Origin of the sequence: Acinetobacter sp. PK01, assembly GCF_022819285.1 — a bacterium.
Taxonomy (GTDB): Bacteria; Pseudomonadota; Gammaproteobacteria; order Pseudomonadales; family Moraxellaceae; genus Acinetobacter; species Acinetobacter tandoii.
Genome location: NZ_CP094643.1, coordinates 2,429,449 through 2,441,919, shown reverse-complemented (window position 1 = coordinate 2,441,919; position 12,471 = coordinate 2,429,449). Strand labels below are relative to the sequence as shown.

The window sequence follows — 12,471 nt, the reverse complement described above, 5'->3', positions numbered from 1 at the left end:
ATGAAAATATTATTACTCGGGAAAAATGGGCAAGTAGGTTGGGAACTGCAACGTGCACTTGCTCCATTGGCAGAGGTGACTGCATTAGACCGTCATGGATTGAATGGTTATTCTGGTGATATGTCGCAGCCGCAAGCGATTCGCGAGGCAATCATAGCAATTAAACCTGACGTGGTTGTTAATGCATCTGCTTATACAGCGGTGGATTTAGCAGAGTCGGAACCAGAATTGGCAGATTTAATTAATCATCGAACTGTTCAGGTGATTGCAGAGCTTTGTCAGGCCGAGCAGATTTTATTTGTGCATTATTCAACAGATTATGTTTTTTCAGGAGAAGGCAGCCAACCTTTTGATGAAGCAGATTCTGTTGCTCCATTGAATGTTTATGGCAAAACAAAAGCCTTGGGAGAGCAAGCGATTCTTGAAAGTGGTTGTGCCTACCTGATTTTTAGAACCTCTTGGGTTTACGCAACAAAAGGCAAGAATTTTTTGAAAACGATGCTCAATTTGGCTCAGCAAAGAGAAGAACTCTCAATTATTGATGATCAAATTGGTGCGCCGACTTCAGCCGAGTTAATTGCAGACATTACGGCACAAATTATTCCTAAAGTCTGGGTTGATAGGCAAAAGTCAGGAATTTATCACTTGGTTGCAAGCGGTGAAACGACTTGGTTTGGTTATGCCAATTTTATTTTTCAGCAAGCACATATTTGGGGAGAAGTGTTGAAGGTGGAAAAAGTGAATCCGATTCCGACATCGGCCTATCCAACACCTGCAATCCGTCCTCATAATTCACGAATGCATAATGCAAAATTACAAAACACGTTTGGGCTTGTCCTACCTCAATGGCAAGAAGGCGTGAAACGAACTTTAGCGGAGCTACTAAGTCAATGAGCTTAAAACGTAAAGGTATTATTTTAGCGGGTGGGTCTGGTACCCGTTTACATCCAATTACCAAAGGTGTGTCAAAGCAACTTTTACCGATTTATGATAAACCCATGGTTTATTATCCGCTTTCAGTGTTAATGCTAGCAGGTATCCGTGAAATTTTATTAATTTCTACACCTGAAGATTTGCCGCAATATCAGAAATTATTAGGTGATGGTGCGCAATTTGGTATTGAGCTGAGTTATAAAGTCCAGCCATCTCCAGATGGCCTTGCTCAGGCATTTCTGATTGGTGAAGAATTTATTGGCAAAGATAATGTTTGCTTAATCTTGGGCGACAATATTTATTATGGTCAAAGTTTCGGTAAGCAATTAGAAGCTGCAAGCTCAAGAGAACAGGGCGCAACAGTTTTTGGTTATCATGTCACAGACCCAGAAAGATTTGGCGTGGTTGAGTTTGACCCAACGGGTAAAGTGCTAAGTATTGAAGAAAAACCGCTTAAGCCAAAATCTCCTTACGCAGTAACAGGACTTTATTTCTATGATAACCGTGTTATTGAGTTTGCTAAGCAAGTAAAACCTTCTGCCCGTGGTGAGCTTGAAATTACAGATATTAATAATGCTTATCTTAAAGATGGTTCACTGAATGTAGAGTTGTTGGGACGCGGTTTTGCATGGTTAGATACGGGGACGCATGAGTCGCTGCTTGAAGCGGGTCACTTTATTTATACCATCGAAAAGCGTCAGTCTTTGAAGGTTGCTTGTTTAGAAGAAATTGGTTTCCATCAAGGTTGGATCAGTTCTGAACAACTTTTAGAGAGTGCGACAGCATTACAAAAAACCGAATATGGTCAGTATCTGAAAAAGATTTGGGAAGAAGCAAATGCAGGTTGAAACCACGAAAATTGAAGGCTTATTGATTCTTCAGCCCAATGTTTTTGGAGATGATCGTGGTTGGTTTATGGAAAGCTTTAATCAACAACACTTTGCACAAGCCTTAGAACAATTGCAGCAAGCTGTACCGACTTTTGTGCAAGACAATCATTCGCTTTCACAAAAAGGGGTATTACGCGGTTTACACTATCAAAATGCACCCTATGGACAAGGGAAATTAGTCCGTGTAGTGCAAGGGCGAGCTTGGGATGTTGCAGTGGATATTCGTCCAGATTCAGCAACCTATGGACAATGGGTTGGAGTGGAGCTGAGTGCAGAAAATAAAACCATGTTTTGGATTCCTGAAGGCTTTGCACATGGTTTTTTAGCGTTGGAAGATAATACGCAGTTTTTGTACAAAACCACAAACTACTACAATAAAGAAAGTGAAGGCGCGATTATTTGGAATGATCCGACACTTGCAATTGAGTGGCCTTTATATGAAATTGAAAACGTGTTGGTGAGTGATAAAGATAATCAAGCCAACTTATTTAAATAAAGAAGAGGAGCAATAGCTCCTTTTCTTTATTTTGGCTTATTCAATATAGTTTTATAAGGTGCGACTAAGGCAACTGAAAGAATAAACTGCATACACAACTTTAGAATAAAAAAAGGTGCAACATAAAAAGGAAGGGTGCGTAAAGCAATCATGCTGGTTGGAATAATCCGATCATAATAGCGACGTCGAATAGCTAAAGAGGCATTTTTGCGTAGTTCTTTAGATAAGGCCTTTTTATTCTTTAAATAGATTTTATTTGCTCGTGGTTGTTGCTTTCTATGGTGATCAAAAAAAGCATTCATGCTTTCCCGAAATAGAATGACTTGCCGACGTACCTCAAAGTGATCTTTCTTTTTCTTAGCTTGGGCAATAACACTGGTATCGTGATAACGGAAATAATTTAAACATTCTGCCGTATAGAAAATATCACCTTGAGAGATGATTTTAGTCCAGATTTCCCAGTCGCCAATAAATCTTAAGCTTGGGTTGGCACCGCCAACATCAAGATAAGTTTGCTTTTTAAATAATACACCACTGGCATTCGGAACAGTATTTTGTGTATTTAGGAAATGATCAATATATTCAAGCCCAGACATTTCAAAATCATCTGCGAATAAGATTGGATCAACAGCATCCGTAAAGTCTTTCCAAGATCCAGTGACTTTACCTTGTGCATTCATTCGATGCGACTGACTATATGCTAGAACCAAATTGGGATTTTGAATGAAATGTGAAACGAGTTTTTCTAAAAAAGTCGCTTCGGCTACATCATCTGATTCTGCAATCCAAATTAACTCACCTTTGGCAAGGCTCATGCCTTTATTCCATTGGTGAAAGGTAGAACCAGAGTTTTTTTTATTAATAATACAGTGTGATACCTTTGTATGGTTCTTATATTTATTCAGGATTTCTGCACTATTATCAGGTGATAAATCATCTAAAAGAATAACTTCAAACGCTGTATAAGTTTGTTTGAGAATACTTTCGATTCTTTCTTCTAAATATTGTGCATGATTATAACTAGGGACAATAACGCTCACTAACACGGAGAGAAAAACCTTTTAATTTAATTTGGAAATAAATTGCTAGGATAATAATTCAATAATTGTAGCTAACCTATTTTTATAGGTATGGCTTTGTTGAACTTTATTCATCGCATCTAAAGGATTAATAACAGAATTATTCAGTTTATTTTGTAGTTCGGAAGGTTCTGTAAAACAAATGATTTCATTTTGGACATCGAATACAAATTCAAGATCCTTTACATACTCACTGACCAGAATACATCCGCAAGCAGGGGCTTCAAAACAGCGCATATTCATCCCTTGCCGGATGTTGGTTTTATTGATGACATTCAATACATAACGATGCTGTCGATATAAATCGGCAACTTCTAATAAACTAATATTCTGCGGGTGAATTGTACTATCTGCTTTATTTAGCTTATCCCAACCTTTACCATAAATCGTCATAGGTAAGGGAATTTGTTCCAAGAGATGTTGACGATCTGGAGACCACGCACCTACAAATAATAATCGGTCATTTTTTTCAGTTGTTGAATGAAAGAAAATATCTGGATTATAAGCCAAGGGTAAATACGTGGTTTGAGTGAGTCCAAGTTTCGCAGCATCATCTAGGAAACTTGAGTCCGTGAAGCAATATAGATCAATAATATCTTTAGATCGGAGTAATCGATGATCGAAGAAATCACCAATCCAATGTGCGATTTTGCCTGAATATTCAGAAAAAACCTTTAATAAAAAATCATTAAAATAAAATAAATCTGCAATTAGAATCAGGTCTGGCTGAAATTGATGAATCTTTTTTTTCAATAAATTCGCAGTATAACGGTCTTTATTTGGCAGAACTTTCTTTAAAAATCGTTCCGTACTATTGTTGTGATTAAGTGCAAATCCTTGGATTTGAAAAGGGGAGTCTGGCTTTTGAATGGCTAACAGGTTTTCATACCATTGTAGAATTCCGCCACGTTTTCCAATAACAAGGATTTTATACTCAGACATCATTCGCGATCCGGATTGCCTTTAAGCACCATGTAAATCAAACCGACAAAAATCGCAAAGGCGCCACCTAAACTACTCACGCAGAAATATAAAATACGGTCAGAGGTGTCTAGGTTAAATAAACCATTGGCAAGAATATAGCGCATGAATAACCACTGGACGACTGCAAAAACAATTACCACAAGACCACGACGGCGGACTTCAGGACGCATAGCCATAAGCTTGCTCATCTATTAATATTAAAACTGCGGGCTATTATGCCACTGCTCAGAATTGATCTCAAATGAATAAAAACAATCAGCTCAATGCGATACAAATTCATATAAATTTGAGCTTTTATTTTTATAATCCAAACAAATTCTTAAAGAATGTCAGATCGTGGGTTGTTTGCAGTAAACATTACCATTGCCATAACAATTCCTGAAGCGTTTATATGACCAGATATACTGTTCGGGCGCGAGCTGAATCATCTCTTGCATTGCCAGATTTAAGCTATCCACAGATTGTTGTAAATCTTTTGAAAGAATTGTTTGAGGCAATTCAGTGCAATATACATCAAAACTGGATAATTCAGGATTACGGATACAGCTTAAGCCAATGACGTTGCATTGCGTCTTGGCCGCCATTTTCGAAACCAATGTTGCCGATAGTGTATTTTGCTGGAAAAAATGTGAATAAATTCCGCCAGAAGCCTTGGGTAAATGATCTGGTAAAATGACAGTCAAACCACCTTGCTTTAGATGTTTAAAAATTTGACGTATTCCTGTTTCATCTGTTGGTACCAAGGTAGCGTTAAATTTCTGTCGGGCATTTAAAATATACTGATTCACACCTTTTATTTTGTCAGGTTTGTACATGATCATGGGTTGCGTATAAATATTTAACCAAGCATTTAACAGTTCCCAACAACCAAAGTGAGGAACGACCACAATCACGCCCTTTTGATTGACTAAAGCCTTTTCTAAGAGCTCTGCACCATGAATATTCTTGAGTAAGTTGAAGTTGTATTGCGGTGACATTCCCCAGCATTTTACAAATTCGATATAGGTCATGCATTGGCTTTGAATGCTGAGACGAAGACGCTTTTGTAAGGCTTGTTCATTTAATTCAGGATATGCCAATCGGAGATTAATCGCTGTAATTCGTTTGATGGAGGAGTTTGTCTGAAAGAGTAGATAGGCAACCCAAAGTGCGATTCTTTGTAAAAATGACAAAGGTAAAATTGCGATAAATTTAAGCAGGAAATAAATAGCCATATTTTGACTCAAGAATCTTTTTATCAGAAAGGATGAGAGAAAATTTTGCAAAGAGACTTAAAAATCTAAGATAGATAGAATCAAAAAAAGATGAGCATCTTAAGAACAAAATGAATTTTTGAATAGAATAATTAAGGCAAGAACTGTTGCAACAGAATATAGGCTATCGTTGCTTACTCTAAGCGGGATGAAAGAAAAGTTCAAAAGAAAATTTAAAGAATAGTTAGTAAAGATGTAATTTTCAAAAATGTGATTGATTGGAATATTTGAGCATAAAAAACCCTGCACGAGTGCAGGGTTCTGGGTGAAGTTAAAGATTATGCTTCTTTCGCTTCAGCTTTTTGTTTTTCACGTAAACGAATACCTAAGTCACGCAATTGGTTTGCTTCAACTGGTGCAGGTGCTTGCGTCAATGGACATTCAGCAGTCTTCGTTTTCGGGAATGCAATCACATCACGAATAGAAGATGCGCCTGTCATTAACATGATCAAACGGTCAAGACCAAATGCTAAACCACCGTGTGGAGGCGCGCCATAACGCAATGCATTCAATAAGAAACTGAATTTCTCTTCTGCTTCTTCTTCGCCAATACCTAATGCTTCAAAAATTGCTTTTTGCATTTCTAAAGTATAAATACGGAGTGAACCACCACCGATTTCAGTACCATTGAGTACCATGTCGTAAGCAACAGAAAGTGCAGCACCAGGATTGTTCTTCACTTCTTCAACACTAGATTTTGGTAGTGTGAATGGGTGATGCACAGAGGTCCATTTGCCATCATCAGTTTCTTCAAACATTGGGAAGTCAACCACCCAAAGTGGCGCCCACTCGCAAGTTGCAAGTTTCATGTCATGACCAATTTTCACACGAAGTGCGCCCATTGCATCATTTACCACTTTTGCTTTGTCTGCACCAAAGAACACGATGTCGCCATTTTCAGCACCAACACGTTTTAACAAATCAAGCACGATTGGCTCGATGAATTTAACGATTGGTGATTGAAGACCTTCGATGCCTTTTTCAAGTTCGTTGACTTTGATGTAAGCCAAACCTTTCGCACCGTAGATGCCAACGAATTTCGTGTATTCATCAATTGCACTACGTGGAAGAGAACCTGCACCTGGAACGCGTAAAGCTACAATACGACCTTTAGGATCTTTAGCAGGACCTGCGAATACTTTGAACTCAACGTCTTGCATTAAGTCTGCAACATCAACTAATTTCAATGGAATACGCATATCTGGTTTGTCAGATGCATAGTCACGCATTGCGTCTGCATAGGTCATACGTTCAAATTTATCGAATTTTACATTCAATAATTCGTTGAACATTTTAACCGTTAAGCCTTCCATTAAATCCATGATGTCATCGTCACTCATGAACGATGTTTCAACGTCGATTTGGGTAAATTCAGGCTGACGATCTGCACGTAAATCTTCGTCACGGAAACATTTCGCGATTTGGTAGTAACGATCAATACCACCTACCATCAACAACTGTTTGAACAATTGTGGGGATTGTGGAAGTGCATAGAAGCTACCATTTGAAACACGGCTTGGGACTAAATAGTCACGTGCACCTTCTGGGGTCGCACGGGTCAAGATTGGTGTTTCAACGTCAAGGAAACCATGATCTTCGAAGTAATTACGAATTAAGTTAGTCACTTTAGAACGGAAACGTAAACGCTCTAACATTTCTGGACGACGGATGTCCAAGAAACGATATTTCAAACGAATTTCTTCTGAAATATTGGTATTTTCGTCATTTAATGGGAATGGCGGGGTTTCAGATTGAGCAAGAACTTCAATTTCTTTACCTAAAACTTCGATTTGACCGCTCACCATATTGGCATTTTCTGTGCCTTCATAACGGCGACGTACACGACCTGTAATTTTTAATACGAATTCTGAACGTGCTTTGTCCGCAGTTGCGAATGCTTCAGGGGTATCTGGATCAATAACGACTTGAACTAAACCATCACGGTCACGCATGTCGAGGAAGATAACACCACCGTGGTCACGGCGACGATGTACCCAACCGCAAAGGGTTACTGTTTCATCAATTTGGGCTTCGGTTAAAGAACCGCAGTAATGAGTTCGCATCATAGCGTATAAAATCCAACTATATGGGTTAAGGAAGCGTATACGTAAACAGCGTACCGCTCGTAAAGGAAGGATTATGCCTCGTTGAGGATTTTGTCACAAGGACTAGATCCAAATTCCTCTGTATTTCATGGCTTTTCGGCGCAAAATATAGGGACAAATTGTTATTCAAAATACTGTTTTTGATCGAAGAACATAAAAACAAGACAGCCTGTGCTGAAGATGACTAAAGCGGCTTGACTAAATTCATTGATGCTTCGTCCTGTAAAATAGTACAGATTGGAGACCCAGATATCATAGGAAAAATAACGAGCGTAATCCCAAACAGAATAAATGCCGCTCAGCAATGTTAAGCCAAGTAAACTCCATGCATAGCGTTTAATCTTGCTTGATACAGGTGAGGGTTGTCGGAACTGTTGAAAATAATGAATACACATCCAAACAAGAATGGGCAATGCCACGATGGATGTGCCAATTTGAAGCACACGATGCACAGGAAAACTCTGTCCGAAGAGGGAAATACTTTGACTCAGGAAATCCCGAAAGGCAAAGGTTCTGAAGTCGACATGAGTCAGTCCATCCCAAACGAGATGGGTACTTACCCCAACCAAAATGCTAATGACAACCCCTATAACAAAACCCATGCTTGTTTTGAATTGTGTGAGCCGTAATGGATCTTGTAATCCCATAAAACGATATAGCACAGGTCGATAAATGAAATACCACAACAGACAAAAAATCAGTCCAATTGCCAAATTTGGATAAATTAAAGCATTCCAGAGATGGGTTTTTCCGCCATCTTGTTGGGTAAAAAGCCGAATTAGATCAGGTGTCATACAGCCAATGGCTAGGGCAGCAGTGGGTAAATACCCTTTGCTGAGTTTGGCAAGCGGTGGTGCGAGAACAGCATGAGACAGAGTAAAGGGCATGAAATCTGGTTAATCCCATAATTCGAAATAAGGCGATAAAATGGATATTGCGCTAAAAACAGGATAAAGAACTTAGCAGGTAGATTCTGTTTTTTATTGCAAAAAAACAGTAATGTTATATTATAACAATTAATGACTTTCACCAGACCAAACCTGACTCATGTTATTTCATAAGAATTTACTTTCCGTTGCGATTCTTGCGGTAATCGCGCCTTCCGCATTTGCACAAGATGATGAATCTACGCAAAAATTAGACACCATTCAAGTCACAGCACATCCTTTGGTACAGACCGCTGTAGATTATTCGGCTGCCGATAACGTCATTAAAAGTGATCAGTTGGTACAAGGTGGTACCACCATCGGTGAAGCACTGAGTGATCAGGTCGGGGTCTATTCCAATCAGTTTGGTCCAGGTGCTAGTCGCCCCGTGATTCGAGGGCAAGATGCAGCACGTGTGAAAGTCTTGGCGAATGCCTCTGAAACTATGGATGTATCTACTTTATCGCCAGATCATGCAGTTACCGTAGATCCTACTTTGGCCAAGCAAATTGAAATTGTACGTGGTCCGTCAACCTTATTGTACGGGGCTGGAAATGTAGGTGGTTTAGTCAATATCACGGACAATAAGATTCCCACCCAGATGCCAGAGAACGGCTATGAAGGAAGACTTGGTGTGCGTTACAACACGGGCAACGATGAAAAGTTAGCTACAGCAGGGGTAACAGTTGGTTTGGGTGATCAAGTTGCATTACGTGTTGAAGGCCTGAAACGCGATGCAAATAATTATATTGCCCCAGATTATGTTCATGAAGGTGAAAAAGAACGTCGCGTAGATAACACTTTTGCGGAGTCTCAAAATGTGACTTTAGGACTGTCATGGATTTATGATCGTGGTTTTACGGGAGTTTCTTATACCAATCGTCAAGATCAATATGGATTGCCAGGTCATAATCATGAATATGAAAGCTGTGAAGCACATTTAGCAGGACAACCACATTTACACTGTGGTGAGCATGATCATGACCATGAAGAAGATACACATGAGGCACATGACCATAGTCATGCGGGACCTTGGGTAGATCTAAAATCCGAGCGTTATGATTTTAGAAGTGAGTTGGCAGACCCATTTGCAGGCTTCCAAAAACTACGTGTACAAGCGAGTTATACCGATTATCAACATGATGAAATTGAAGAAGGTCAAGCTGCCACAACCTTTAAAAGCGAAGGTTATGACACGCGTTTAGAATTGCTGCATAACCCGATTGGGGCATGGGAAGGGGTAATTGGCACTCAGTTTGGTCGCCAAAAACTCGATATTACTGGAGAAGAAGCGTTATTTGCAGGGCCAAGTACCACAGATAAATGGAGCTTATTTGCTTTAGAGCATCGTCAATGGAACGATGTGCATTTTGAACTGGCAGCACGTTTGGATCAGCAAAGTATCGATATTGATTCACCACAAAAAGATTATGACGATCACGCATTTTCTTATTCTGGTGCAGCGAACTGGGCATTTGCACCGAATTATAAATTGTCTTTGGTGGCCTCCCATCAAGAACGTTTACCGATGGCGCAGGAGCTGTATTCACAAGGTAAGCATCTGGCAACCAATACCTATGAGTTGGGCAATGAAAATTTAGCCGTTGAGAAATCGAATAACCTTGAATTGGGTTTCCATTACGATACTGATCGACTGAACTATCATGTTCATGTGTTCCATAACTGGTTTGATGATTATATTTATGCGCAAACGCTGGATCGTTATGAAGATTTTCGTTTAATTCAGTATACGCAAGATAAAGCACGTTTTTATGGTGCTGAAGGGGAAATCTCCTATCAACTTTCGCCAATCTATACTGCCACGTTATTTGGTGACTATGTACGTGGAAAAATTGATGTTGAAGGGGATGCACCACGTGTTCCTGGTGGCCGTGTAGGAACACGTTTTGACGCCGATTTTGGTGATGGTTTCTCAGGAACTGCGGAATATTACCGTGCCTTCAAGCAAGACAAAATTGCAGTCTATGAAACAGAAACTGATGGCTACAATATGGTAAATCTGGGTTTAGCTTATGCCGCCCGCCTTTCGGATAAAACAGATTATCGTGTTTATGCCAAAGCCAATAACTTGTTAGATGAAACTGTATATAACCATGCGTCATTCTTATCGACACTTCCACAAATGGGGCGCAACTTCACTGTTGGGTTGGAGTTTGGTTTCTAAGAAGCCATCAGCTTTTTGAATGGATTCAAGGTGATGTCACACAAAGTCACTTGAAAAATGTGTTAAGAAAACCTAGCCTGAACCTATTGGGTTAGGTTTTTTCTTATGCGTATTTTCCGAAAAATTCATCATAAATTAAATTGGACACCGCGGCGTTATGTTGCGGTCATTGTTAGTTTCTTGGCACTGGGTTATTTGGCTTCAGGGATTTATCACACACTAAAGCCGCTACCTGAAGGTCTAAATTACACAGGAAAATTACGGCATGCCCAAGTGAAGTTTTTAGCGGATCAAACGTATTTAACCCGTGATGGTAAACAGCAGCAACAGCATGTCATTTTTAAAGAAATGCTAAAAATGATTGATGAAGCCCAAACCACCATTGTTTTGGATATGTTTTTATTCAATAAAGAGGTGGGTGAGTCAAAACTGCAACAGCAAGCTCTAACCCAACAATTAACCGATGCCTTAATTTCAAAACGTCGTCAGTTTCCGCAGATTGAAATTAAATTGATTACCGATCCCATTAATTCAGTTTATGGTGGCGTAGCACCTGAACATTATCGTCAACTGCGTCAGGCAGGGATTGATGTGATTGAAACTGATTTGCGTCCACTACGGGCATCAAATCCTACTTGGTCAGGTTTCTGGTATTTGTGCTGTCAAAATGCAGGCAATAATCCTGAAAAAGGTTGGTTGCCAAATCCATTTGGTAAAGAACGCATTACCTTACGCAGTTATTTTAATTTATTTAATTTTAAAGCCAATCATCGTAAAACTTTGGTGGTGGATACTGCACAGGGATGGAAGGCTTTGGTTACTTCGATGAACCCACATGATGGCAGTTCACGACACTCTAATATCGGTTTAGTGGTGACAGGCAATACCGCGATCGATATTTTAAAGACTGAGCAAGCGGTAGGTCGAATGTCTGGTGGTGACATGCCTGTGATTATTCTGGGTGAGTTTGAAGCCGCCAAAACAGAACCCCAAGTGCAAGTCTTGACGGAACAAGCAATTTTAGATGTGACGTTAAACTTAATTACGACTGCAAAAAAACAAGATCAGATTGATTTGGCAATGTTCTATTTATCTGAACGACAAATTATTCAAGCCCTCATTGCAGCACAAGAACGTGGTGTGCAACTGCGGGTTTTACTTGACCCGAATAAAGATGCTTTTGGACGTCAAAAAAATGGCATTCCAAACCGTCAGGTAGCGTCTGAGTTACATGCGGCAGGCATACCCGTGCGCTGGTGTAATACCCAAGGTGAACAATGCCACAGTAAAATGATTGTGAAGCGTAGTGGCAATAGCAGTGAAATGATTTTAGGTTCAGCCAATTTTACCGCGCGAAATATTAAAAATTATAATTTAGAGACAGATTTACGTGTACTGGGTTCGACTCAGACTCAAGTGTTCCAAGATGCGAATCAGTACTTTAATACGGCATGGTCAAACCTCGAAGGGAAACAAATGAGTGTGGACTATACCCAGTATGCGGATGACTCAAAGTTGAAATATGCGTTGTATCGTTTTATGGAATGGAGTGGTTTATCAACGTTTTAATTTTTAATCCCAGCTCACCTCCCTTGAATCAATAAAGGGAGGCGATTCCTG

At 39.7% G+C, this 12,471-nt stretch carries 11 protein-coding genes; 5 read left to right on the top strand and 6 right to left on the bottom strand.

Annotation, left to right across the window (positions count from 1 at the left end; all coding sequences use genetic code 11):
- Genes rfbD through rfbC form a run of 3 tightly spaced genes read left to right on the top strand, consistent with a single transcriptional unit; the run spans position 1 to position 2,319 of the window.
- Entirely contained in the window at positions 1–894 is an 894-nt protein-coding gene (gene rfbD, locus MP622_RS11505) for a dTDP-4-dehydrorhamnose reductase (RefSeq protein ID WP_243791052.1), read from the top strand.
- A complete protein-coding gene (gene rfbA, locus MP622_RS11500) occupies positions 891–1,781 on the top strand; it encodes a glucose-1-phosphate thymidylyltransferase RfbA (RefSeq protein ID WP_243791050.1) in 891 nt (296 codons plus the stop codon). The genes rfbD and rfbA overlap by 4 nt, the downstream gene beginning before the upstream one ends.
- On the top strand, positions 1,771–2,319 hold the full coding sequence (gene rfbC, locus MP622_RS11495) for a dTDP-4-dehydrorhamnose 3,5-epimerase (RefSeq protein WP_044738711.1): 549 nt from the start codon (positions 1,771–1,773) through the stop codon (positions 2,317–2,319). The genes rfbA and rfbC overlap by 11 nt, the downstream gene beginning before the upstream one ends.
- Before the next feature lie 26 nt (positions 2,320–2,345).
- On the opposite strand, the gene MP622_RS11490 is transcribed toward rfbC, so the two are convergent.
- The 6 genes from MP622_RS11490 to MP622_RS11465 all read right to left on the bottom strand — a co-directional run bounded on the left by MP622_RS11490 (position 2,346) and on the right by MP622_RS11465 (position 8,627).
- Positions 2,346–3,365, bottom strand: coding sequence for a glycosyltransferase (locus tag MP622_RS11490; protein ID WP_347881052.1), 1,020 nt, complete (start codon positions 3,363–3,365; stop codon positions 2,346–2,348).
- Positions 3,366–3,404: 39 nt separating this feature from the next.
- Positions 3,405–4,340, bottom strand: a complete 936-nt coding sequence (locus MP622_RS11485; RefSeq protein ID WP_243791048.1) for a glycosyltransferase — start codon at positions 4,338–4,340, stop codon at positions 3,405–3,407.
- A complete protein-coding gene (locus MP622_RS11480) occupies positions 4,340–4,558 on the bottom strand; it encodes a hypothetical protein (protein WP_044738714.1) in 219 nt (72 codons plus the stop codon). Before MP622_RS11480 ends, MP622_RS11485 begins: the two co-directional genes overlap by 1 nt.
- Positions 4,559–4,711: 153 nt before the next feature.
- On the bottom strand, positions 4,712–5,596 hold the full coding sequence (locus MP622_RS11475) for a lysophospholipid acyltransferase family protein (protein WP_243791047.1): 885 nt from the start codon (positions 5,594–5,596) through the stop codon (positions 4,712–4,714).
- A gap of 317 nt (positions 5,597–5,913) precedes the next feature.
- The gene (gene aspS, locus MP622_RS11470) at positions 5,914–7,701 is read right to left on the bottom strand and encodes an aspartate--tRNA ligase (protein WP_044738716.1); all 1,788 of its coding nucleotides are present in this window, start codon (positions 7,699–7,701) and stop codon (positions 5,914–5,916) included.
- A 161-nt stretch (positions 7,702–7,862) separates the two neighbouring features.
- A complete protein-coding gene (locus tag MP622_RS11465) occupies positions 7,863–8,627 on the bottom strand; it encodes a DUF4184 family protein (RefSeq protein ID WP_243791045.1) in 765 nt (254 codons plus the stop codon).
- 160 nt (positions 8,628–8,787) lie between these two features.
- Between MP622_RS11465 and znuD the strand changes: the two genes are divergently transcribed.
- Positions 8,788–10,851: a zinc piracy TonB-dependent receptor ZnuD gene (znuD, locus tag MP622_RS11460; protein ID WP_243791043.1), complete on the top strand. Its 2,064-nt coding sequence runs from the start codon at positions 8,788–8,790 to the stop codon at positions 10,849–10,851.
- A gap of 105 nt (positions 10,852–10,956) precedes the next feature.
- Positions 10,957–12,420, top strand: a complete 1,464-nt coding sequence (locus MP622_RS11455; protein ID WP_243791042.1) for a phospholipase D family protein — start codon at positions 10,957–10,959, stop codon at positions 12,418–12,420.
- Positions 12,421–12,471: the final 51 nt, after the last annotated feature.